The organism is Bradyrhizobium sp. CCBAU 53340, from assembly GCF_015291645.1.
GTDB lineage: Bacteria > Pseudomonadota > Alphaproteobacteria > Rhizobiales > Xanthobacteraceae > Bradyrhizobium.
On sequence record NZ_CP030055.1, the window covers coordinates 1 to 23,089 of the forward strand.

Genomic DNA, 23,089 nt, shown 5'->3' on the forward strand with positions numbered 1-23,089 from the left:
ATGATGACGAACTCGGAACAGGATCGCTGGTCACGCGTGAAGAATCGGCTGCGCTCGAACGTTGGCGAAGACGTCTATACGAGCTGGTTTGCGCGCATGGATCTCGAAGGCGTGCAGGAAGAGAGCGTGCGACTGTCGGTGCCGACGCGCTTCCTGAAGAGCTGGATCCAGGCCCATTATGCCGAGCGCGTGCTGTCATGCTGGCAGGCCGAGATGCCGGAAGTGCATCGCATCGACCTCACCGTCCGCTCCGCGGTGCGCCCGGTGGTGCAGCCGAAGGAAGCGCCCGCGCCGGTCGAGGCGCGCCGTGCGCCCGCCCCCGAGCTGCGCTCGACTGCCACCGCGCCTGTTTCCGCCAATCATGATGCGCTCGGCGGCTCCCCGCTCGATCCGCGCCTGACCTTTGCAAGCTTCGTCGTCGGCCGCTCCAACACGCTGGCCCATGCGGCCGCGCGCCAGGTCGCGGAAGGTCGCCGCGGCGACCCCGTGATGTTCAACCCGCTCTACATCCATGCCGGCGTTGGCCTCGGCAAGACGCATCTGCTCCAGGCCGTGACCTGGGCCGGCAATTCCGGCAACGAGCGCAAGGTGCTCTATCTCACCGCGGAAAAATTCATGTACGGCTTCGTCGCCGCGCTGAAGACGCAGACGGCGCTCGCCTTCAAGGAAGCGCTGCGCGGCATCGACGTGCTCGTGATCGACGATCTCCAGTTCCTGCAGGGCAAGTCGACCCAGGCCGAGTTCTGTCACACGCTGAACGCGCTGATCGATGCCGGCCGCCAGGTCGTGATCGCGGCCGACCGTCCGCCGTCCGATCTCGAGAGCCTGGACGACCGCGTCCGCTCGCGGCTCGCCGGCGGCCTCGTGGTCGAGATGGGCTCGCTCGGCGAGGAGCTGCGCCACGGCATTCTCAAATCGCGCGTCGCGGCGGCCCGCACCCATCATGCGACTTTCGACGTCCCGGAAGAGGTGCTGCATTATCTGGCGCGCGCCATCACCCATAACGGCAGGGATCTCGAAGGCGCGATCAACCGGCTGCTCGCTCACTCAAAGCTGAACAACCAGCCGGTGACGCTGGAGATGGCCGAACGCGAGGTGCGCGACCTGATCCGCCCCTCGGAGCCGAAGCGGATCAAGATCGAGGACATCCAGCGCGTGGTGGCGCGGCAGTATAATGTCAGCCGCTCCGACCTCCTCTCCTCGCGCCGCACCGCCAACGTGGTGCGCCCGCGCCAGGTGGCGATGTACCTCGCCAAGACGCTGACCCTGCGCTCGCTCCCCGAGATCGGCCGCCGCTTCGGTGGCCGCGACCACACCACGGTGCTGCACGCCGTGCGCAAGATCGAGGCCCTGGTGTCCAAGGACAATGCGCTGTCCGAGGAAGTGGAGTCGCTGAAGCGCCAGCTTCAGGAATAAACGCCTAAGGCTTTCCCCCACCACCACCCGCCGTCCCGGCCATGCCAGGACGGCGGGTTTCGTTTGGGCGGGTAAATCGTGGGGAACTGGCTCCCGCTCCCTTGAATCCCGGGGCCATCCGCGCCACCTTGCGCGACCCTGAGGGCTTTGGTCATATCGGCTGGATGATCCGGCCTTCCCAGGGTCTTCGGTGCCGCGGCGCGTTGTCCTCCGCCCGGCTTTTTCCATCTTTGGGGATCGGGCGAGTAGTGCAATGAAGGTTACGGTCGAACGCGCGCAACTCCTGAAATCGCTTGGCCATGTCCACCGCGTGGTCGAGCGCCGCAACACGATTCCGATCCTGGGCAACGTGCTGGTGCGCGCCGAGAACGCGAAATTGTCGCTGAAGGCAACCGACCTCGACCTCGAGGTGACCGAGACGCTGCCGGCGGAAACCGCGACAGCCGGCTCGACCACGGTGCCGGCGCACATGTTCTACGACATCGTGCGCAAGCTGCCTGACGGTTCGCAGATCGTGCTGGAGGCCGACGGTGATCGCGCCGTGCTGGCAATCCGCGCCGGCCGCTCGCGCTTCACGCTGCAGACCCTCCCCGAGAACGATTTTCCTGACCTTGCTGCCGGCGACCTCTCGCATTCGTTCAATCTCGCCGCCAAGGACGTCAAGCGGCTGATCGACCGCACCCAGTTCGCGATCTCGACGGAGGAGACGCGCTATTACCTCAACGGCATCTATCTGCACGCGGCCGGAACCGCGAAGGCCGCGACCTTGCGCGGCGTCGCCACTGACGGCCACCGGCTCGCCCAGCTCGATCTGGTGCAGCCCAAGGGCGCCGAGGGCATGCCCGGCGTGATCGTGCCGCGCAAGACGGTCGGCGAGGTGCAGCGCCTGATCGAGGACACCGATGCCGAGATGACGATCGAGCTGTCGCAGGCCAAGATCCGCTTCACCATCGGCAACGTGGTGCTGACCTCGAAGCTGATCGACGGCACCTTCCCCGATTACGGCCGCGTCATTCCGCAAGGAAACGACAAGGAGCTCGTCGTCGACAAGAAGGACTTTGAGAACGCGGTCGACCGCGTCTCCACCATCTCCAGCGAGCGCGGCCGCGCGGTCAAACTGTCGCTGTCGGCGGGCAAGCTGGTGCTGTCGGTGACCAACCCGGATTCAGGCAGCGCCACCGAAGAGCTCGAGGTCGAGTACGCCTCCGACGCCCTCGATATCGGCTTCAACTCCCGCTATTTGCTCGACATCGCCGCCCAGATCGAAGGCGACGTCGCAGTGCTGAAGCTCGCCGACCCCGGCTCGCCGACGCTGGTGCAGGACAAGGACGACAAGAGCGCGCTGTACGTGCTGATGCCGATGCGGGTGTGAGGGGCTACCGGCCTTCTTCGCACTGATTACATCCGTCATGGCCGGGCTTGTCCCGGCCATCCACGTCTTCAGAGCCAAGAACGTGGGTGCCCGGCACAAGGCCGGGCATGACGTAAAGCGGATTTCCATGACCCCCTCGCGCATTCATCGCCTGACGCTGACGCATTTTCGCAATTACCGGGCGGCGGGGCTCGAGACGGCGGCCGACATGGTGGCGCTGGTCGGGCCGAACGGGGCGGGCAAGACCAATTGCATCGAGGCGATCTCGTTCCTGTCGCCGGGACGGGGCCTGCGGCGCGCCACGCTGGAGGATGTCGCCGACAACCAGGGCGACGGCTCATGGGCCGTGTCCGCGCAGGTCGAGGGCGCGCTGGGGCTCGCCACGCTCGGCACCGGCATCGAGCCGCCGCGCGCGGATGCTGCGGTGAGCCGGCGCTGCCGCATCGACCGCGAACCGGTGAATTCCGCAGCCAGCTTCGGCGACCACATCCGCATGGTGTGGCTGACGCCGGCGATGGACGGGCTATTCATGGGCGCGGCGTCCGAGCGGCGGCGCTTCTTCGATCGCCTGGTGCTCGCCATCGACAGCGAGCATTCCAGCCGCATCAACGCGCTGGAGCGCTCCCTACGTTCGCGCAACCGCCTGCTCGAGACGCGCAATTACGACGACCATTGGTGCGACGCGATCGAGCGCGAGACCGCCGAGCTTGCCGTCGCCGTCGCCGCAACGCGCGGCCAGACCGCGGCGCGGCTCACCGGCATGCTGAATGCGCGCGCGCAGGCGTCCGCGTTTCCCTCAGCGCAAATCGCGCTCGACGGCTGGATGGAGAACGCGCTGCTCGAGGAGACCGCGACCTCGGTCGAGGACCGCTACCGCCAGATCCTGCGCGACAACCGGCCGCGCGATGCCATTGCCGGCCGCACCACCGACGGCCCGCATCTCACCGACCTCCAGGTCGTCTATGCGCCAAAAAGCATGCCGGCGCGCGATGCCTCCACCGGCGAGCAGAAGGCGCTCCTGATCGGCCTCGTGCTGGCGCACGCGACGCTGGTCGCCGAGATGACCGGCATCGTGCCGCTCTTGCTGCTCGACGAGGTCGTCGCCCATCTCGATCCCAACAGGCGCGCCGCGCTGTTCGACGAGCTGCGCAAGCTCGGCGCGCAGGTGTGGCTCACCGGCGCCGATCCTGCTGCATTTGCCGAGATCGGCGCAGGAGGCGAAGTGTTCGACGTCGAGAGCGGACGCGTTTCCGCCCGGCGCTAGCCCGTTTTGTTGAACCCGGCCTATTCGGAACGCGACTAGAACTGTGAGGCCGCACTGGGCGGTGTCGCAGCCGTTGCAGTCGCGCGATCGACACGCGCGATATCCCTGGAGAGAAAGACCATGACGACGGTAAGGCGCGGGACGCAAGTCCCGGCACGATGGCGGCTGTTCGTGTGCGGCATCGCCTTGCTCGCGAGCTGCCTGATCGCGGCCACCGCCAGCGGCTGGGCGCCCCGTCTCCCAATGCTGTTTTCCTCCGAGCTGACGCCGGATCCCGACACCAAGCTGCCGGCGCCGACCCGTTACAGCTACCGCGGCATCCACACCACCGTCGTGCGGGGCGTTGAGACGCCGCTTCGCACGAGGCTTGAAGCGACGGTGCCCGCCGAGCTCGGCAACGTGCTCGCCTTCTACCGCACCGAGCTCGGAAAGCTCGGCTGGCAGGAGCAGCATGATGGCGCAGTGGTCTCCGCCGATCACGTCCAGCTTGCCTTCGTCTCCCCGGTCGGCCCCGGCATGCTGGCGCTCGATCGCAAGGATTCGGGCACCACGGTCGATCTGGTGCAGAAGAACGCATCCGTCGCGACCGACGCCAACGTCATGCCCGAGCCCGGCCAGGCGAAGCTGGTGTTCTCCAATATCAGCGAGACCGAAGCCACGCTCACCATCAATGACCGGACCATCACGCGCGCCGCGGGCACCCATGCGGTGTCGCTGGACCTGCAGCCCGGCAAATATGCCTACGAGGTGGACGTGCCGGGTCATCCAGCCATCGCCCACGTCCTCGACTTTGCCGCCGGTGACACCTGGGAGCTCACGATCGGGCGCGACGGAGAAGCCTGGTCGCCGCTCCTGCTGTACTGAGCGCCTTTGAACCTCCCGAGTTCCATCAGCGACTAGTCGTCTGAGGCGCGAATCCGGGAGTTTTGCCGATGTCGATGATCAAACGCGGGACGCAAGCCCCGGCGCACGGGCTGCTGCTCGCCTGCGGCCTGTTGCTGATGGCGAGCGCCGCAGGCGCGACGCAATTCGACGCCGGCTATATCGACCCTCACACGGTGCCGATGCTGCCAGGCGCGATCCAGGACACCTCCGATCCCTCCCGGGTGCAATATGGTGTGCCGACCGCGGTCGCGGTGACATCGGCCGCCGTGAAGAAAATGCTCATCGCCGAGGGCTGGGTGCCCTACATCCGCCCGCTCGACGAGACCAACAGCAATTTCGTCTTCAAGAAGGGACGGCAGGGACTGTCCGTCTTCTTCACGGAGGGCCTCAGCCGACCCGACCAGTCGTCGGTCTCCTACCGTCCAACCCGCATCTATGCGAATGTCCCGTTCCCCGACGGCGCAATCGATCTCGTGTTCGACGAGACGCGGCCCTATCTCGGCTGCATCGCGCCCAGCGCCCTCGACGCGACGGCGGATTTCTATGCGAAAGAAATGGCCGCGATCGGCTGGCGCAAGCTCACGCCTGAGACGGCGACAAGCTGGCCGAACGCGGACCTGACCGCGTCAGTTCCGAACGGCGTGCGTGCGTTCTACGGCCATGACGATGACGAGAGCAGCGGCTTCTACAAGCAGAAGCCGGTGATGCTGACGCTGACCCGTCGCGACGACGGGCGCACCAATGTCGACATCAGGATCGCGCCGTTCGCGCTGCCCACTGATCTGGAGGCGGGCGATGCGGCCGGCCTGCCGGAGCCGAAGCCATTCAAATCATCCTCGGGCAGGGGCAACGCCCGAACATCAACGCGCGAGCTGATCGTCGCGGCCCTTGCCGACCTGCCCGCAGTGGAGGCCTTCTACCATCGCGAATTTGCAAGCCGGGGCTGGACGGAAGAGGGAAATGCACCGCTCGCCCCCGGCGACGAGATCGCACTGAAATTCTCCTCGCCGGAAGAGAATGGCGTGCTGCATCTTGGCCGCAAATACGATTTCACCATGGTCCATCTGATCGCACAGGTGAAAGAGAGCGTGCTCGCCGCCCGCGCCAAGGCGAAGAAGGACGCCGACGACCAATTCATGAAGGACGCCGAGGCGATGACGAAGCAGGTCCTCGCCGAGGACGCTATCAGGCGCAAGGCGCAGGCCGCCGCGCTGTCCGATGCCCCGCTGCAGGCGCTCGCCGGCAGCAACGCGCCGCTGCCGGTGCCCGAGACCGCACAGGAGGTGGAGTCCGGCAACGGCCGGCTCGAATTCAACTCGACATCGAGCGTGAAGGCGCTGGCCGCCTTCTACCGCGCCTCAATGAAGCCCGCCGGCTGGAAGGAGCAGCCCTCCGTCATCAACCAGCCCAACATGGCGGTGTTGGAATTTTCCAAGGCCGGCAAGTCGATCTCGATGACCTTGATGCAAATGGGCCCGAAGGTGAACGTCAGCGCCAACGGATCCGGCCTGAGGATTGCTGCCGCCAAGCCTGCCTCGCCCAGCCAGCCGGCGAGCAATGATCCTGCTGCAACGCAAGCCAAGGCATCCGCCCCGCTGGAAGCGGATCCGGACTCTGTGCTGCCCGTGCCGAAGCAGCACAGCTCGACCGGGCTTGGCACGGCAAAGCTGCCCGGCATCGAGGTGCCGTTCCGCCGCGAGCTCGAAGCCAGCGTGCCGGCCGAGCTCGGCGAGGTGCTCGCCTTCTATCGCAGCGAGCTGACAAGGCTCGGCTGGCAGGAGAAGCCTGAGGGCGCAGTCACGACCGCTGATCGCGTGCAGCTCGCCTTCGCCTCGCCGCAGGGGCCGGCCGTGTTGAAGCTCGGCCGCGCCAACGGCGAGACGTCGGTCAATCTGGTGCAGAAGAACCCTGAAGCCGCGACCAAAGCGGACATCATGCCCAAGCCGGGTCGGGCCAAGCTGCTGCTTGGCAATATGGGTAACCAGGACGCCGTGCTCACCATCAACAAGCAGACCGTCAAGGTTGCGGCCGGCGCCAGTGGCCCGCAATCGCCGAAAGGTCCGATGCTCGATCTGCCGCCCGGCAAGTATCAATACACGCTGAAAGTCGCGGGGCAGTCGGGGCGCAACGCAACGATCGAGCTCGTCGCGGGCGATGCCTGGGGCCTGATGGTGGGTCCGACCGGCGAGGTGCTGCCGCTGCAGATGTATTGATCGTAGCCCTTGCCTGGATCGGCCGGGTTGAACCTGGCCGATCCGTAGCGCGACTAGTCGTCGAGAGACGGCGGCGACGGCGTCGCAGCCGGTGCATCGCGCGAAAATCGCGACGCACGACATCCCTGGAGAGTGGGCATGACGACGGTAAGGCGCGGGACGAAGGTCCCCGCAAGATGGCTACTGGCATGCGGCCTCGCCCTTCTTGCAGGCTGCTCGCAGGAGCCGCTGACTGCCGCAGATCCCCACGCCGACATGCCGGTGCCGACGCGAGCCAGCCACTCAAGCTTCAGCACCTCGCGCGCGTCCGGCGTCGAAACCCCTTTCCGGGTCGAGCTCAAAGCCCAGGTGCCCGCAGAACTCAACGACGTCCTGGCCTTTTACCGCACAGAGCTCGGAAAGCGCGGCTGGCAGGAAAAGCCGGAAGGCACGATGGTCGCCGCCGATCGCGCGCTGCTCGTCTTCGCTTCCCCGAAGGGACCGGGCACGCTGACGCTCGACCGCGCCAAGGGCGAAACCACGGTCGACCTGGTGCAGCGAAATACCGAGGTCGCGGCCAAGGCCAACTTCCTGCCGACGGCAGGACAAGCCCGGCTGATCTTCGGCTATCTCAGGCCGAACGTGGCTTCGCTTATCATCAATGATCAAACCATTGAGATCGCTGGTGGCGAAAATCATCCCCAAACGCTGGATCTGCCGCCGGGCACATATCGCTACGAGCTGCGCGCATTTGGCCTTCTGCTGCGCGCCGATACCGTCACCCTGGCCGCAGGGGAGGCCTGGGACCTCAGCGACGACAAGAAGCCGTCCCAGATCTACTGAGGCTGCGCTCCCAGCTTCTGCGCACCGTCATGGCCGGGCATGACGACGACCAGTGAACCCCGCCCTGGACGCCCCTGCGCCCCCCGCAAAATCCACGCCTTTGAGGGCTAAAAACGAAGTCTCGAATCGGGCTTTTCGCCAGCCTCGGAATCGGCCTTCGAATGCCTTGAAATCAGGGCCAAAAACCCCATCTACTCAAAGGGTTGCCGGAAGATAGTTTGCGCTAGGCGCAAGCCCTCTTTCGTGGCACAAATAGCTTCCAAATCGGCGCCTTTTGCGCGGCTGATTCGGGCGACATTTCGAAGGCCTCTCATGACAGAACCTGCTCGGCAGCAAGCTGCCGAAAACGAGCCCTCCACCGCGAGCGAATACGGCGCGGAATCGATCCGCGTGCTCAAGGGGCTCGATGCCGTCCGCAAGCGCCCCGGCATGTATATCGGCGACACCGATGATGGCTCGGGCCTGCATCACATGGTGTACGAGGTCGTCGACAACGCCATCGACGAAGCGCTGGCGGGCCACGCCACGCGCGTCGACGTCGTGCTCAATGCCGACAATTCCGTCACCGTGCGCGACGACGGCCGCGGCATTCCTGTCGACATCCACAAGGGCGAAGGCATCTCGGCGGCCGAGGTCATCATGACCCAGCTGCACGCCGGCGGTAAGTTCGACCAGAACTCCTACAAGGTCTCCGGCGGCCTGCACGGCGTCGGCGTCTCCGTCGTCAACGCGCTGTCGAGCAAGCTCGGCCTGCGCATCTGGCGCGACGACAAGGAACATTACATCGAGTTCGCCCATGGCGATGCGGTCGCACCGCTCAAGGTGGTCGGCGATGCGCCGGGCCGGCGCGGCACCGAGGTGACGTTCCTGGCCTCGACCGAGACGTTCAAGAACGTCGAATATGATTTTGCCACGCTCGAGCACCGCCTGCGCGAGCTCGCCTTCCTCAATTCCGGCGTCAACATCATCCTCTCCGACATGCGCCATGCGGTCGAGAAGCGCGAGGAGATGCACTATTCCGGCGGCGTCGAGGAGTTCGTCAAATATCTCGACCGCAACAAGAAGGCCCTGGTGCCGACGCCGATCATGGTGCGGTCGGAAGCCAACGGCATCGGTGTCGAAGCCGCTTTGTGGTGGAATGACAGCTACCACGAGAACGTGCTGTGCTTCACCAACAACATCCCGCAGCGTGACGGCGGCACCCATCTCGCCGGCTTCCGCGGCGCGCTGACGCGCCAGGTCAACGGCTATGCCGAGGCCAATGCGAAGAAGGAAAAGATCGCGCTGACCGGCGACGACTGCCGCGAAGGCCTCACCGCCGTGCTGTCGGTGAAGGTGCCGGACCCGAAGTTTTCGTCGCAGACAAAGGACAAGCTTGTGTCCTCGGAAGTGCGCCCGGTGGTCGAGAACGTCCTCAACGAGGCGCTCCAGGCCTGGTTCGAGGAGCATCCATCCGAGGCCAAGATGATCGTCGGCAAGGTGATCCAGGCCGCCGCCGCCCGCGAAGCTGCGCGCAAGGCGCGCGAGCTGACGCGCAAGAGCCCGCTCTCGGTCTCCTCGCTGCCCGGCAAGCTCGCCGATTGCCAGGAAAAGGATCCGGCCAAATCAGAGCTCTTCATCGTCGAGGGTGATTCGGCAGGCGGCAGCGCCAAGCAGGGCCGCAACCGCGAATTCCAGGCCGTCTTGCCGCTGCGCGGCAAGATCCTCAACGTCGAGCGCGTCCGTCCCGACAAGATGCTGTCGTCGGAACAGATCGGGACGCTGATCACAGCGCTCGGAACCAGTATCGGCGACGAGTTCTCGGTCGAGAAGCTGCGCTATCACAAGATCATCGTGATGACCGACGCCGACGTCGACGGCGCCCACATCCGCACGCTCTTGCTCACCTTCTTCTATCGGCAAATGCGCGACATCATCGACGGCGGCTATCTCTATATCGCCCAGCCGCCGCTCTATAAGGTCTCACGCGGCAAGTCCGAGCAGTACCTGAAGGACGAGCGCGCACTGGAAGACTATTTGATCGACGCCGGCCTCGATGATTGCGTGTACATCCCCGGCACTGGCGGCGACCGCTCCGGGCGCGACCTGCGCGCGCTGGTCGACGATGCCCGCGTGGTCCGCAGCATCCTGCGCAATCTGCACAGCCGCTATAACCGCAAGGTGGTGGAGCAGGCCGCGATTACCGGCGTGCTCAACAAGGAGATCTACGGCGATCCCGAGAAGGCTGCGGCCGCGGCGCAGTACATCGCAGGCCGGCTGGACAACCAGGCCGAGGAGGTCGAGCGCGGCTGGATCGGTCAATTCGTCGAAGGCCAGGGTTTCCTGTTTGAACGCACCGTGCGCGGCGTCAAGGAAGCCGCCGTCATCGACGACGCGCTGCTCGGCTCGGCCGAGGCTCGCAAGCTCGACGAGTACACGACGAGGCTCCAGGACGTCTATGCCCGTTCCGGCAAGCTGCGGCGCAAGGACAGCGAGCACGTGGTGCATGGCCCGGTCGATTTGTTCGAGGCCGTCACCGAAGCCGGCCGCAAGGGCATCACGCTGCAGCGCTATAAAGGTCTCGGCGAGATGAACCCGGAACAGCTCTGGGAGACCACGCTCGACACCGAGGTGCGCTCGCTGCTGCAGGTGAAGGTCAAGGAGGTCGACGAGGCCGACGACATCTTCACCAAGCTGATGGGCGACGTGGTCGAACCGCGCCGCGATTTCATTCAGGAACACTCGCTCAGCGCGACGATCGATATTTGAGGGCGACTGGCTCCTCTGCGTCATGGCCCGGGCTTGTCCCGGCCATCCACGGCTTGCTCCGCGGAACAAAGAACGTGGAAGCCCGGGCATGACGACTGTGGCTACACCGCTTCCTGAACCTCACCCCCGCCAATCGCGACGAAATGGCGTAGGCGGCCCTGGAAGAGGTTCGAACGAATGTTGCCGATTTTAGCTGGACAGAGCCGAATGTACGTGCAGCAGGTCTTCGAAATGGCCGAGCTCTTCGGTTTCGAAACCCGCAACAAATACCGCATTCGCGATGAAAATGGCCGCGATCTACTCTATGCGGCTGAACAGCAAAAGGGGCTTCTCGGCTTCATCGGGCGGCAGGCATTCGGGCATTGGCGTTCCTTTGAGGTGCATTTTTTCGACAACGCGCGACAGCCTGTCATGCGCGGGATTCATCCCTTCCGCTGGTTCTTTCAGTGCCTGGAACTACGTTCGCTCGACGGCCGCCTCATCGGGACCATCGAGCGTCAGTTTTCGATTCTCACCAAGAGCTTCCATGTGCACGATGCGCAGGGAAGAGTGGTGCTCGAGGTCAGTTCGCCATTCTGGCGCGTCTGGACCTTTCCATTCATGCGCGGAGGGCAAGAGCGCGCGCGCGTTGCGAAAAAATGGTCTGGCCTCGGCTCTGAACTGTTCACCGACCGCGACAATTTTCTGGTGGAGTACCTGGAACGCAGTCTGACGGAAGATGAGCGAGCGCTGGTTCTCGCTGCTGCGATCTACATCGATCTCATGTACTTCGAAACCAAAGGCGAGGGCGGCGCCATCAATCTGTTCCGCAATTGAGGCGGCCGCCTCAAGCTCAGGTCGTCATCCTGAGGAGCCCGCGACAGCGGGCGTCTCGAAGGATGGCCGCGGGCGAAAGCCGGGCCTTTCATGGTTCTCCCGGCGACGCGAAGCATCGTCCGGATCGGCGCATTCCGCGCTCCTCACCATGAGGGCCTAATAACGAATTCGGAGCTGGCCTGCACAATTGCTACCGCGCTCAATTCCCTATAGTTTCCGCCCCGAAAGTAGCCCGCCCCACCGCACCAGGACGGAGAGAACCCAGTGGCGCCCATCCAATATATCGTCGAGGGCGGTCACCGGCTCTCGGGCTCGATCGAGCCGGCCGGCAACAAGAATTCGGCGCTGCCGATCATCGCGGCCGCGCTGCTCACCGAGCATCCAGTGACGTTGGAGAACGTGCCGCGGATCCGCGACACCGAGACGCTGGTCGAGCTGGTCCGCTCGGTCGGCGCCTCCGCGGAATGGACCGAGCGCAACACGCTGCACATCCACGCCAAGAGCATCCGCGCCGCCGATCTCGATCCCGAGCTCTGCGTGCGTATCCGCGCCTCGATCCTGCTTGCAGGTCCCCTGCTCGCCCGCTGCGGCGAGGTGATGCTGCCGCCGCCCGGCGGCGACGTCATCGGCCGGCGCCGGCTCGACACCCATGTGCTCGCGCTGGAACAGTTGGGCGCCAAGGTCACCGCGACCGACCGGCTTGAATTCCGCTGCCCCAAGCTCACCGGCGCCGACGTGTTCCTGGACGAGCCGAGCGTCACCGCGACCGAGAACGCGCTGGTCGCGGCCGTCGCCGCCGATGGCGTCACCTATTTGCGCAACGCGGCCTCCGAGCCGCATGTGCAGGACCTCGCCAACTTCCTGGTCGCGCTCGGCGCGAAGATCGAGGGCATCGGCACCAACACGATGATCGTGCATGGACCGGCGACGCTGGGCGAAGCGACCTACCGGATCCAGCCCGACCACATCGAGGTCGGCTCGCTGATCGGGCTTGCCGCCGTGACGCGCTCGCCGCTGCGCATCGTGCGATCAGGTGTCGAGCATCTGCGCTCGATCCGCATGGGTTTTGAGCGGCTCGGCATCGTCTGCCGCGTCGAGGGCGACGACCTGATCGTGCCGTCGAACCAGACGCTGAAGATCCAGGACGATTTCGGCGGCCACGTGCCGAAGCTGGAGGACCAGCCCTGGCCGGCCTTCCCGGCCGATCTGATGTCGATCGCGATTGTCACCGCCACGCAATGCGAGGGCGTGATCCTGATGTTCGAGAAGATGTTCGAATCGCGGATGTTCTTCGTCGACAAGCTGATCGGCATGGGCGCGCGCATCGTGCTGTGCGATCCGCATCGCGCGATCATCGCCGGTCCCAGCCGGCTGCACGGAGCGACGCTGAGCTCGCCCGACATCCGCGCCGGCATGGCGATGTTGCTCGCCGCCATCTGCGGCGAGGGTACCTCCACCATCAACAACGCCGACCAGATCGAGCGCGGCTATGAACGCATCGACGAACGGCTGAACGCGCTGGGTGCGAAGATCCGGCGCGTGCCTGAGCGGAAAGGGTGATTTGCGAGAAATCTCCGCGACGGCAGTCTCGTAGGGTGGGCAAAGCGACTTGTCCGCCGTGGCTCGAAGCTAAGGCGGAAGCGTGCCCACCATCTCTCTCGATCATTGACAGATCGTGGGCACGGCGCAAGTGCGCCTTTGCCCACTCTACGAGACCGATGATGGTCTCGTGCCCCGGACGCAGCGCAGCACGTCAGTGGTGCGCCGCTGAGCCGGGGCCATGCCGCGAACTCGGAGTGCGTGACTCCTGGATCCCGGCTCGCGCTTCGCGCGTCCGGGACACGAGAGGGGCCATGTTTTCGACGTGCGGCTGTGCTATGGACGCCACCATGCTCGACACCGTCCAACCACAACAGCCGGGGCAAACCGGCGCGCAAAGTCATCTCGCGCAGGAATTCGTCGAGACATTGCGGCTGGCCGTGCCGATGATGCTGACGCAGCTCGGGCAGATCGCGATGATCACGAGCGATCTCGCGCTGATCGGGCGGCTCGGCGAGGATTCGGTTGCGGCTGCGGCGCTTGCGCACACCGTGTATTTCGTCAGCTTCACCTTCGGGCTCGGCTTGATGGCTGCGGTGTCCCCGCTGGCCGCGCAGGCGTTCGGTGCCGGCGACGTCAGGCGCATCCGCCGCTCCTTGCGGGTGGGCTTGTGGGTCGCGTTTCTCATTTCGCTGCCGATGATGGCCTCGCCGCTCTATGGCGAGCACATCCTGATGGCGCTCGGACAGGCGCCGAATTCGGCCGCGCTCGCGCAGCGTTATCTGAATGGCCTCGCCTGGGGCATCGCACCGGCGCTCGGCTTCGTCGCGCTGCGCAGCATGATGAGCGCGGTGAACCGGCCGCAGGCGCCGCTGTGGATCACGCTCGCGGCGATCCCTGCGAATTTCGTGCTGGTCTATTGCCTGATCCACGGCCTGTTCGGCCTGCCACAGCTCGGCCTGTTCGGTGCGGGACTTGCGACCACGCTGGTCAATCTCGGCACCTTCATCGCCGCGCTCGCCATTGCAGCCTGGCGCAAGCCGTTCAGCGATTATCATCCGCTGGCGCATCTGTGGCGGATCGACTGGCCCCTGATGCGGCAGCTGATCGTGATCGGCGCACCGATCTCGTTCTCGCTTCTGCTGGAATACGGCCTGTTCTCCTCGGCCGCGCTGCTGATGGGCTTGATCTCGATCACCGCGCTCGCCGCGCACCAGATCGCGCTCCAGGTCACCGCCGTGCTGTTCATGGTCCCGCTCGGCATCGGCATGGCCGCGACGGTGCGGGTCGGCCATGCTTTCGGCCGCGACGACCCGGCCGGCGTCCGGCGCGCGGGCCTCGTCGCGGCCGTGCTCGGCATCGCCTTCGTCGCAGCCCTGACCGTTGCGATCATCCTCGGGCGCTACGAGCTGGGACGGCTGTTCCTCGGCAGCAGCGAGGCCAGCGTGCCGACGGTCGCGCTCGCAGCGACACTGCTCCTGGTCGGCGCGACCTTCTTCATTGCCGACGCGCTCCAGACCATCATGGGCGGCGCCCTGCGCGGCATCAACGACACCAGGATGACGCTGGTGTTCGCGGCCACAGGCTATTGGTGCGTCGGCTTCCCGATCGCCTGGGTGCTCGCCTTCCATGCCGGCCTCGGCGCGGTCGGCGTCTGGACCGGATTGTCGATCGGATCGTTCGTCTATGCCGGACTCTTGATCTTGCGCTTCCGCATGTTGACGCGCAAAATCGCGGGATGACAGGACCCGTTCGCGAAATCCCCCCCGATGTCGACGCCGGCGCGGTGCTGGCAGGCGCGCAGTTCATCGATGCCTTTCAGGCAGAGATCGGCGCAGCACCCCTGACCGCGCGCGAGGCCTGCACCCGAATGGTGCTGCACGGTCCGCGCTGGGTCGATGCGCTGACGCGGCTGCGCAACATCTTGGTGACACCCCTCGGCCTGAAAACATCGGGGGAAGGCGCCTACGCGCCCGGCGGCCTGATCGGCCTGTTTCCGGTGCTGAGCGAGACCCCAGAGCGGCTGATCGCCGGCTTCGATGATTCCCATCTCAACTTCCGCATCGTGGTCGATGTCGCCGGCGAGGCGAGGCTTCGCCACGTCACGCTGACCACTCTGGTGAAAACGAACAATCTGCTCGGACGGACCTACCTCGCGCTCATCACACCGTTCCACAAGCTGGTGGCCCGCAGCATGATGGGATGCATCGTGGCACCGGCGCGATGACGCTGTCCGTCGACCTGTTCTTTTCCTTTCGCAGCCCGTTCAGCTATCTTGCGCTGCCAACGAAGCGTTAGGGTGAACTGAAGAGGCGTCAGCTCCGCTATATTGCCGAAAGCCCGACGGGAAATACCGTCGCGCTTGGCCGGCTGTCGACATGGGTCAACGTGCCGCGGCCGGCTGAGCATCCGCGTTGATCCCGATCAAATGGTGCATCCTGGCGGTTGACTAGCGTCTCCTCCCACAGGGAGCCGCATTCATGCTGCCGTTCACGGCCGAGCAATTCCTTGGCATTTTTGCGAGCTACAACAGGGCCATTTGGCCGGCGCAGGTTTTAGCTTACCTGTTGGGCGGGCTGGCCTTCCTGCTGGTGTTTCACAAGGGCAGGTGGTCCGGTCAAATCGTCGCCGGCACCCTTGCAGCGATGTGGGCATGGACCGGCATCGTCTATCACCTGGTCTTCTTCGCAACGATCAACAAGCTCGCTTACATTTTCGGCGCGCTGTTCGTCGTCCAGGCCGCGGCCTTCATCTACTTCGGCGCGTGCCAGAGGCAGCTGGATGTCAGCTACAACGAGAGGCCGGCAGGATTTATCGGGGTCGTGTTCATATTCTACGCGGCAGCGATCTATCCAATGTTCGGCCTTGAGATGGGGCAGCCTCCAAACGAACTGCCGATGTTCGGGGTCACACCGTGTCCCGTCACTATCTTCAGCTTCGGCATGTTGCTGCTGACAAGACACCCCGTTTCGCGCTGGCTGATTGTGATCCCGTTTCTATGGTCGCTCGTCGGCGGCAGTGCCGCGATTCTTCTCCGCATCCCGCAAGACTGGGCATTGTTGGTGGCCGGAGTCGTCTCCGTCGCACTGCTGGTCAAGCGTGACAGGGAGATGGTCCCTGCCTGATCATCCCACACCGGCTCACTCCGCCACCTTCACCGGCCCATCCGCTGCCGCCTCCGACCATTCGCCAACGACGCGGTCGAGGTCGCAGAGGTTCTGGTGCATCTGCTCCAGCGAGAAGCCGAGCGCGAAGAAGCGCTCCGCGGTGTCGCTCGCGTGGCCGCGGATCAGACCGTCCTGGCGCACCGCCGCCACCGCCTCCGAATAGTGCTGAAGCGCGACGTGAACGGGGTGGATCGGCGGCGCGCCGGCGCCCTCACGCAGGGCTTCGGCCGCGGATTTGAGGAAGCGCAGGATCGCCGCGCTCACCTCTGCCAGGGGACCTGCGAGCCTCACCTGCACCTCGGCCGGCAGCGGCACCACGGTGGCACGGCCGACCATCACGACGTCGTGGCGCAGCCGCAGGATCGTCCGCAACAGCGGGCCGGTGTCGGGGCCGCTCGACAGGCGCGCCGAGCGCTCGCGCTCGGCTTCGGCGCCGATGGTGTTCATGCCCACCATGGCGGTGCCAATGCCGTCCTGAATCCGATGCAGCGCATCGTTGTCGCGGCCGCGCGTCAGGCCGGCGAGCAATTCGTTGAAGGCCTCCGCGATCAGATCGAGCAGTTTCGCCGCACTGGCGCGAATCTGGCGCACGGCGCGCGAGGGCAGCACCACGAAGGAGACCAGCAGCCCCGTCACCGCGCCGACCGAAACCTCGCAGACGCGGTCGATCGCCGAAGCCATTGGATCGGCATGATGCATCGACGGCAGCACCAGCACGATCACCGCCGTCACCGTCGCCGAGCTCAGGTTCGGATAGATCGACGCGATGAAGGCGAGCGGCGCCACGGCCAACACCAGCAGCCCCAGCAGGCCCGCTTCACTGGAATAGGGAATCAGGATGGCGATCGCGCCGCCATAGATGGCGCCGCCGATCGTGCCGAGCATGTAGTCGCGCGTCGCCTTCAGCGAGCGGCCAACGCTCATCTGGGTCACGATGATCGACGTCAGCACGGCCCAGAGCGGCAACAACAGATGCAGCGCGGTGGCGAGCGCATAGGCGCCGGTGGCCGCAACGGTGACCCGGACCGCCAGCCCCAATTGCGTCCTGCGCGACCAGACCCGGTCGAACAGCTCTCTTGCTGAAATCATCATCTCAAGTCCCGGTCAGATCCCATCGCGCCAACCAAAAGCATAGCTGATACCCGCTGCCCCAAGGCCGCTTGAAAGGCAAAATCAGCCCGCCTAACTTGCCGGCCAAAACGAGGAAACACGATGGCCCACGAAACCGCAACGCTCGCCGCCTATGTCGCCAAGCTGAAATTTGCCGATATTCCGGCGGAGGTGCTGGATCGCGCCAAGGTGCTGACGCTGGACTTTCTGGGCAGCGCCATCCGGGCGCGGCGCGAGGCCGAATCCACCCCGTCGCTGCTGAAGATGCTGGAAGCGCTGTCGCTCGACACCAAGGGCGATTCCACCGTGTTCGGCGATTCCAAGACCTGGACGCCGGCCGTGGCGGCGCTACTCAACGGGGCGCTCGGCCATTCCCTCGACTTCGACGACACGCATGCGGATTCCTCGCTGCATCCGAGCGCGCCGGTGGTTCCCGCCGCCTTCGCCGTCGGCGAGATGGTCGGCGCCTCCGGGCGCGATGTGCTGACCGCGATCGTCGCTGGCTACGAGGTCTGCTGCCGGCTCGGCAATGCGCTCGACCCCACCTCGCATTATGCGCGCGGCTTCCACCCGACCGCGACGGCCGGCACCTACGGCTCGGCGGCGGCAGCGGCCAAACTGTTCGGCCTCAACGAGACGCAGATCATCGCCGCCTTCGGCGTCGCCGGCAGCCAGGCCGCCGGCTCGCTGCAATTCCTGATGAACGGTGCCTGGAACAAGCGCTATCAGGTCGGCGCCGCCGCGATGAACGGCGTGATCGCCGCAACGCTCGCCCGCAACGATTTCGTCGGCGCAACCGAATCGATCGAAGGCAAGCACGGCCTGCTCGCCGGCTACACCGACGATCCGCATCCGAGCAAGGCGGTCGCCGACCTCGGCAAGACCTACGAGACCATGAAGATCGGCGTGAAGCCTTATCCGAGCTGCCGCTACACCCATGCCGCGATCGACGCGCTGATCGCCATGCGGCGCGAGCACAATCTGACGCCCGACCAGGTCAAGCGCGTCGAGATCGGCCTGCATCGCAACGGCATCACGCTGACCGGCGATGCCGCGACCAAGCGGCACCCGATCTCGATCGTCGGCGGCCAGTTCTCGATGTTCTTCACCGGCGCGCTCGCGCTCGACCAGGGCTCGTTCGGCTGGGACGATTACAACCGTCTCGGCGATGCCGCGATCGACGCGCTCGCCGACAAATTCGACGTGGTGCAGGACGACCGGCTGGAGATCGGCCGCACGCATCCCTTTGGCGCACGCGTCAGCATCACCACGGAAGACGGTGTGCATGAGCGGCTCTATGCCGATCCGTCCGGCGAGCCGAATTCGTTCCCGGACGCGCAAGCCATGCAGCAGAAGTTCCTGACGCTGGCGCGGCCCGTGCTGAATGCACGGGCCGACAAGTTCGCCGACGCAATCATGACGCTGGAGCGGTTCGATCGCGTGGCACAGGCGACGGAGTTGGGACGGCAGTAGCGGCCTAATTCGCTCCCGCCATCTTCCCCTGCTCTCGCGTGACAGCCACGACATCGCGCACCAGATCGAACACGCCATCCACCTCAGGCGGCCAATTCGGCGAGCGGCCGAGCCGCACGATGACGAGGCGCTCCGAGGGAATGATGATCGTGTACTGCCCGATCGTGCCCTTGGCGAAGAAGGCATCGCGTGGCCAACCGTGGTCGACGCGAAATTTTGCGCCAAAACTGTTGCCTTGGTTGGTCCAGAAGCCAGCGCCAATACCGACCCACCCGTTCGGCGTGGCGGACGCCGAATAGTTCACCCAGCCCTCCGGCAGGATGCGCTTGCCGCCGGCGACGCCGTCATTGAGATAAAGCTGGCCGAAGCGCGCCCAGTCGCGCGCGGATGCCATCATCTCGCCGGAGCCCTCGATCGTGCCTGAAGCGTCGAGCTGGAGCGTGACGTTGTGCATGCCGAGCGGCGCGAACAATTCGCGGCGCGCGAAGGCGAGCGCATCGGCGGGCTTGCCGCCGGCGGCGTTACGGATCAGTTGCGCGAGCATGAGGTAATTTCCGTCGTGATAGTTCCACGCCGTGCCCGGCGCTGTCGCGAGCGGCGCGCGCTCGGCGAAGCTCGCCATATCGTCCTCGGCATATTTCATGGTGTTGACCGGTTCGAGCACGGAGCCAAGCTTGGCCTCCAGCGAGCTTCCGAGCGCGATGCCGGCAGTGTGACGCAACAACTGGTCGACCGTAATGGCATGGCGCGGATCGTCAGGACTTTGCCAGGCGGCGATGGGCGCGGGCCCATCGAGCTTCAACTTGCCTTGGCGCACCAGAATGCCCATCAGCGCTGACATCACCGACTTCGTCATGGAGAAACCGAGCAGCTGCGTTTGCGGCCCGACGCCATCGGCATAGCGCTCGGCGATGATGCGGCCGGCCTTCATGACAACGATCGCGCGGGTGCGGCGGTAGGGCGGCTGCGCGGGCTCGGCAAAGGCGCGGTCGAGCGCGGCTGCCAGGCCCTCGCTTTGCGGCGCGACAAGTCCCGGGCCGGCGATCTCGGGCAGCAATGCGGTCTGCTTGTCGTCGGACGGCAATGCGACATCGGCGATTCCCTGCCCGTGCTCGAGCGTGCAACCGAGCCCGTCGCGGTAGACGGCGTGGCTGCGGCCGATCCCGAACAGGGACACCGTGACATCCTTGCGCGCGCGATCGACCTGAAGATCCATCGCCCAGGTCAGAAGACCCGCACCGGGCATCGCATCGGTGGTGTCAGTGAGGTCACGCCTGACATCGAGGCCGGAGACGAAAATGTCCGAGCAGAGCGTGTGGGCGATGAAGCCGGTGGCAACCTTCGGCACATCGCGGGCTCGCGCCGCCCCGAGCGCGAGGCCGGCACAGGCAATAGTGGTGGTGAGGAGGAGGATCTTGCGGCGACGGGTCACGGGCTTTCTCCGGCTTCGGGGCGTGTGCCGGGGAGCAAGCCGGAGGTGGGCGATGTGTGCTCGCCGGATTTGGAAATCGGCCTCGTCGAAACTGATCAGGACTGGTCGATTTCGGAATTCTTACGTGATTTCAAAGGCCTGAAATCTAGGCCGCGTCGACCTTGAGCCGGCGATATTCCGTCGGCGTCACGCCGGTCACCGCCTTGAAGGCGCGGTTGAACGGGCCGAGCGACTGGAAGCCGGCGTCCATCGCAATGGTAATGACGGGAACCTCTGCCTGGGTGGGATCGGCCAGCGCCGCCTTGGCTTCCTCGATGCGGTGGTTGTTCAGAAACACATTGAAGTTACGATAGCCGAGCCGGTGGTTGATCAGCCGGCGCAGCCGGTATTCCGGGATCTTCAGCCGGGTGGCCAGCACGCCAATGGTGATGTTCTCCTGACGATAGATCCGCTCATCCGCCATCAGCCGCATCAGGGTGTCGATGAGCTTCTGATCGGCAGCATCGTCGGCCGCGGGCTGACTGAAAACAATGGGCGGCGCAGGCTCCACCGCTGCCGGAAACAGATCCGCCCCGTCAACGCGCATCATGGCATAGACGATCGCCGCGACGGTACAGGCGAGCGCGCCGGCATTGATGGTTTCGGCGACAGCGCCGACATGGTCGCCGGCGACGACGATCTGGAGCACCGCGTTCAACCCGCCATAGAGCGCGATGGTGCAAACGATGAAGACGCGAACGCGGCGGCGGCGCTCGACGAGGTCAGCCGGCCAGGAAGCGATCATCTGCCCGACTGCAAGCGCGATGAAACCGAGCACGATCAGATTGACCATCGTCACCGAGAACCGCACATGGCCGCTGGGTGCAATCCAGACGCAGCCTGCGAAGCTGTAGGCCGTCACCAGCGCCCAGATCGCTCCGTGCCACCAGCGCAGGCGAAACTCATCGTCGAACAGGGCGCGCGTAAACAGCCAGAACACCACGATGGTGCCGGTCGACAACGCGATCAGCGGCGCATGCCAGAGCGGAATCCGCGACGTGACATCCAGCGAATAGCTCACCGCATGGGCAACCGATCCCAGCACGAAGGCCGCGCCCAGGCGGGCAGCCAGCACGTTGCGATAATCGTGTAGCAGCGACGCCGCCAGCATCAGCAACAGCGCGACGCTGGCGGCGCGGAAGGCGAGTTCGAGATTGGTCAGCAGCATGCGTCGGTCCGATCGTCCGTGCCGCGAACTTAAGTCAGATCAGATTTCGATTCAATTTCGCCGCCACGAAGCGCGTGTCGTGATCCAGGCATCGGCGGGCTTTCCGAACAGATCAATCTCACGATCCTTCCGCGCGCCGAGCTTGAGCGCCACGCCTTGGGATGCCGCATTCTCGCTTTCGATACAATGCATGATCTCGTCGATCTCAAAACTATCGAACGACCAGTCGATCGACGCGCGCGCCGCCTCCACCGCATAGCCCTTGCCGCGAAACTCCTTGGCGATGCCCCACCCGACCTCGAAGGCCGGCCAGCCCGGCGGACACCAGGGGCCGACCCGGCCGACATATTTGCCAGTTGACTTCTCCTCGACCGCGAACATGCCGAAGCCGTAGAGTGCCCAGTGTCCTGATATCACCGCCGCGTTGCGCCAGCCGGCGATTGCGGTGGTGACAGGCTTGCCGTCGGCTGCAATGAAACGCGCCGTGCCGGGGTCGCTCAACATCGTCGCATTCGGCGCGATGTCGCTGGCGCGCCATGGACGCAGGATAAGACGTTCCGTCTCGATTTGCGGGCCTGAGACCTCAAGCAGCCTGGCGCCAGGCTTGAGCGGCGGAATCATCTGTCTCCTCCCGTTCCCTTTGATGTTCTGCTACGATCATACCAGCAAGGAACAGGAGTTCACCATGAGCTGGCAACCCTCCAACGATCCCGTGCTGGGCGATCCCATGTCCTGCGACGCGCTCGATCTCGTCATCGTGCCGCGCACCCGCGATCTCGGCGACGGATTTGAGGTGCGGCGGGCGCTGCCGCATGGCAAGCGGCAGATGGTCGGCCCCTTCATCTTCTTCGACCATTTCGGCCCGGTGCAGTTCGTCTCCGGCAAGGGCATGGACGTGCGGCCGCATCCGCATATCGGGCTGGCCACCGTCACCTATCTGTTCGACGGGTCCATCATGCATCGCGACAGCGAGGGCAACGTGCAGGAGATCGCGCCCGGTGCGATGAATCTGATGACCGCCGGCCGCGGCATCGCGCATTCCGAGCGCACGCCGGATGCGCAGCGCGCTTCGGGCCAGCAGATGCTCGGCCTGCAGAGCTGGATCGCGCTGCCGGCCGGATCCGAAGAGATCGCGCCGTCGTTCCAGCACTATGCGGCCGGCGATCTGCCAATGATCTCGGAGCGCGATTTTACCGCGCGGGTGATCGCGGGCTCGTCGTTCGGCATCGCCTCGCCCGTCACGATGGTGTCACCCTGGTTCTACACCGAGGTCACGGCCGCCGCCGGCGCGAGCGTGCCGCTCGACCCCGATCATGAGGAACGCGCGATCTATATCGTCGACGGCGAGGTCGAGATCGCAAATGAGCGCTACGAGGGGCCGCGGCTGCTGATTTTCCGCCCTGGCGACCGCATCACCGTGAAGGCGCTCAAGGCCACGCGAATGATGTTTCTCGGCGGCGATGCATTGGAAGGCCCGCGCCACATCTGGTGGAATTTCGTCTCCTCCAGCAAGGAGCGGATCGAGCAGGCCAAGCAGGACTGGAAAACCGGCCGCTTCGCCGCGGTTCCTCAGGAACATGAGTTCATTCCGCTGCCGGAATAAGCTAATCCGGTGTCCGGTCGCG

General features: G+C 65.2%; 18 protein-coding genes. 14 read left to right on the forward strand and 4 right to left on the reverse strand.

Going from position 1 to position 23,089, the window contains the following annotated elements; translation table 11 throughout:
* Positions 1 to 3: 3 nt before the first annotated feature.
* The 12 genes from dnaA to XH89_RS00060 all read left to right on the forward strand — a co-directional run bounded on the left by dnaA (position 4) and on the right by XH89_RS00060 (position 16,200).
* Positions 4 to 1,416, forward strand: coding sequence for a chromosomal replication initiator protein DnaA (gene dnaA, locus XH89_RS00005; protein WP_194468737.1), 1,413 nt, complete (start codon positions 4 to 6; stop codon positions 1,414 to 1,416).
* Between the two features lie 253 nt (positions 1,417 to 1,669).
* Positions 1,670 to 2,788, forward strand: a complete 1,119-nt coding sequence (dnaN, locus tag XH89_RS00010) for a DNA polymerase III subunit beta (RefSeq protein WP_194465120.1) — start codon at positions 1,670 to 1,672, stop codon at positions 2,786 to 2,788.
* A gap of 127 nt (positions 2,789 to 2,915) precedes the next feature.
* The gene (gene recF, locus XH89_RS00015) at positions 2,916 to 4,052 is read left to right on the forward strand and encodes a DNA replication/repair protein RecF (protein WP_194465121.1); all 1,137 of its coding nucleotides are present in this window, start codon (positions 2,916 to 2,918) and stop codon (positions 4,050 to 4,052) included.
* A gap of 120 nt (positions 4,053 to 4,172) precedes the next feature.
* Positions 4,173 to 4,916: a hypothetical protein gene (locus tag XH89_RS00020; RefSeq protein WP_194465122.1), complete on the forward strand. Its 744-nt coding sequence runs from the start codon at positions 4,173 to 4,175 to the stop codon at positions 4,914 to 4,916.
* Positions 4,917 to 4,984: 68 nt separating this feature from the next.
* Positions 4,985 to 7,150 carry a hypothetical protein gene (locus XH89_RS00025; RefSeq protein WP_194465123.1) on the forward strand — a complete coding sequence of 722 codons (2,166 nt, stop codon included), beginning with the start codon at positions 4,985 to 4,987 and terminating at the stop codon, positions 7,148 to 7,150.
* Positions 7,151 to 7,288: 138 nt separating this feature from the next.
* Positions 7,289 to 7,972 (forward strand): hypothetical protein, encoded by a 684-nt coding sequence (locus XH89_RS00030; RefSeq protein ID WP_194465124.1) that lies wholly within the window; start codon positions 7,289 to 7,291, stop codon positions 7,970 to 7,972.
* Positions 7,973 to 8,284: 312 nt separating this feature from the next.
* Positions 8,285 to 10,720 carry a DNA topoisomerase (ATP-hydrolyzing) subunit B gene (gyrB, locus tag XH89_RS00035; protein ID WP_194465125.1) on the forward strand — a complete coding sequence of 812 codons (2,436 nt, stop codon included), beginning with the start codon at positions 8,285 to 8,287 and terminating at the stop codon, positions 10,718 to 10,720.
* A gap of 207 nt (positions 10,721 to 10,927) precedes the next feature.
* On the forward strand, positions 10,928 to 11,536 hold the full coding sequence (locus XH89_RS00040) for a phospholipid scramblase-related protein (protein WP_194465126.1): 609 nt from the start codon (positions 10,928 to 10,930) through the stop codon (positions 11,534 to 11,536).
* Between the two features lie 264 nt (positions 11,537 to 11,800).
* On the forward strand, positions 11,801 to 13,096 hold the full coding sequence (gene murA / locus XH89_RS00045; protein ID WP_194465127.1) for a UDP-N-acetylglucosamine 1-carboxyvinyltransferase: 1,296 nt from the start codon (positions 11,801 to 11,803) through the stop codon (positions 13,094 to 13,096).
* Positions 13,097 to 13,425: 329 nt separating this feature from the next.
* Positions 13,426 to 14,817: an MATE family efflux transporter gene (locus XH89_RS00050; RefSeq protein WP_194465128.1), complete on the forward strand. Its 1,392-nt coding sequence runs from the start codon at positions 13,426 to 13,428 to the stop codon at positions 14,815 to 14,817.
* The gene (locus XH89_RS00055) at positions 14,814 to 15,302 is read left to right on the forward strand and encodes a DUF2867 domain-containing protein (protein ID WP_194465129.1); all 489 of its coding nucleotides are present in this window, start codon (positions 14,814 to 14,816) and stop codon (positions 15,300 to 15,302) included. The genes XH89_RS00050 and XH89_RS00055 overlap by 4 nt, the downstream gene beginning before the upstream one ends.
* Positions 15,303 to 15,555: 253 nt before the next feature.
* The gene (locus XH89_RS00060) at positions 15,556 to 16,200 is read left to right on the forward strand and encodes a DUF6064 family protein (RefSeq protein ID WP_194465130.1); all 645 of its coding nucleotides are present in this window, start codon (positions 15,556 to 15,558) and stop codon (positions 16,198 to 16,200) included.
* Between the two features lie 15 nt (positions 16,201 to 16,215).
* Here the strand turns inward: XH89_RS00060 and XH89_RS00065 are convergent, their stop codons facing one another.
* Entirely contained in the window at positions 16,216 to 17,331 is a 1,116-nt protein-coding gene (locus XH89_RS00065) for an aromatic acid exporter family protein (protein ID WP_194465131.1), read from the reverse strand.
* Between the two features lie 123 nt (positions 17,332 to 17,454).
* On the opposite strand from XH89_RS00065, the gene XH89_RS00070 reads away from it, so the two are divergent.
* Positions 17,455 to 18,825 (forward strand): MmgE/PrpD family protein, encoded by a 1,371-nt coding sequence (locus XH89_RS00070; RefSeq protein WP_194465132.1) that lies wholly within the window; start codon positions 17,455 to 17,457, stop codon positions 18,823 to 18,825.
* Positions 18,826 to 18,829: 4 nt separating this feature from the next.
* Here XH89_RS00070 and XH89_RS00075 read toward each other — a convergent pair whose 3' ends face one another.
* The 3 genes from XH89_RS00075 to XH89_RS00085 form a co-directional block, all read right to left on the reverse strand.
* Positions 18,830 to 20,257 (reverse strand): serine hydrolase, encoded by a 1,428-nt coding sequence (locus tag XH89_RS00075; RefSeq protein ID WP_194465133.1) that lies wholly within the window; start codon positions 20,255 to 20,257, stop codon positions 18,830 to 18,832.
* A gap of 145 nt (positions 20,258 to 20,402) precedes the next feature.
* Positions 20,403 to 21,464, reverse strand: a complete 1,062-nt coding sequence (locus tag XH89_RS00080) for a helix-turn-helix domain-containing protein (protein WP_194465134.1) — start codon at positions 21,462 to 21,464, stop codon at positions 20,403 to 20,405.
* 51 nt (positions 21,465 to 21,515) lie between these two features.
* Positions 21,516 to 22,085, reverse strand: a complete 570-nt coding sequence (locus XH89_RS00085) for a GNAT family N-acetyltransferase (RefSeq protein WP_194465135.1) — start codon at positions 22,083 to 22,085, stop codon at positions 21,516 to 21,518.
* 64 nt (positions 22,086 to 22,149) lie between these two features.
* Here XH89_RS00085 and XH89_RS00090 point away from each other — a divergent pair, with 64 nt between their 5' ends.
* Entirely contained in the window at positions 22,150 to 23,067 is a 918-nt protein-coding gene (locus tag XH89_RS00090; protein ID WP_194465136.1) for a pirin family protein, read from the forward strand.
* Positions 23,068 to 23,089 lie beyond the last annotated feature (22 nt).

Bases quoted from the DNA above. Each gene is read 5' to 3' on its own strand.
- dnaA (WP_194468737.1), top strand. From the start codon at position 4: ATGACGAACTCGGAACAGGATCGCTGGTCACGCGTGAAGAATCGGCTG.
- dnaN (WP_194465120.1), top strand. From the start codon at position 1,670: ATGAAGGTTACGGTCGAACGCGCGCAACTCCTGAAATCGCTTGGCCAT.
- recF (WP_194465121.1), top strand. From the start codon at position 2,916: ATGACCCCCTCGCGCATTCATCGCCTGACGCTGACGCATTTTCGCAAT.
- XH89_RS00020 (WP_194465122.1), top strand. From the start codon at position 4,173: ATGACGACGGTAAGGCGCGGGACGCAAGTCCCGGCACGATGGCGGCTG.
- XH89_RS00025 (WP_194465123.1), top strand. From the start codon at position 4,985: ATGTCGATGATCAAACGCGGGACGCAAGCCCCGGCGCACGGGCTGCTG.
- XH89_RS00030 (WP_194465124.1), top strand. From the start codon at position 7,289: ATGACGACGGTAAGGCGCGGGACGAAGGTCCCCGCAAGATGGCTACTG.
- gyrB (WP_194465125.1), top strand. From the start codon at position 8,285: ATGACAGAACCTGCTCGGCAGCAAGCTGCCGAAAACGAGCCCTCCACC.
- XH89_RS00040 (WP_194465126.1), top strand. From the start codon at position 10,928: ATGTACGTGCAGCAGGTCTTCGAAATGGCCGAGCTCTTCGGTTTCGAA.
- XH89_RS00050 (WP_194465128.1), top strand. From the start codon at position 13,426: ATGCTCGACACCGTCCAACCACAACAGCCGGGGCAAACCGGCGCGCAA.
- XH89_RS00055 (WP_194465129.1), top strand. From the start codon at position 14,814: ATGACAGGACCCGTTCGCGAAATCCCCCCCGATGTCGACGCCGGCGCG.
- XH89_RS00060 (WP_194465130.1), top strand. From the start codon at position 15,556: ATGCTGCCGTTCACGGCCGAGCAATTCCTTGGCATTTTTGCGAGCTAC.
- XH89_RS00065 (WP_194465131.1), bottom strand. From the start codon at position 17,331: ATGATTTCAGCAAGAGAGCTGTTCGACCGGGTCTGGTCGCGCAGGACG.
- XH89_RS00070 (WP_194465132.1), top strand. From the start codon at position 17,455: ATGGCCCACGAAACCGCAACGCTCGCCGCCTATGTCGCCAAGCTGAAA.
- XH89_RS00080 (WP_194465134.1), bottom strand. From the start codon at position 21,464: ATGCTGCTGACCAATCTCGAACTCGCCTTCCGCGCCGCCAGCGTCGCG.
- XH89_RS00085 (WP_194465135.1), bottom strand. From the start codon at position 22,085: ATGATTCCGCCGCTCAAGCCTGGCGCCAGGCTGCTTGAGGTCTCAGGC.
- XH89_RS00090 (WP_194465136.1), top strand. From the start codon at position 22,150: ATGAGCTGGCAACCCTCCAACGATCCCGTGCTGGGCGATCCCATGTCC.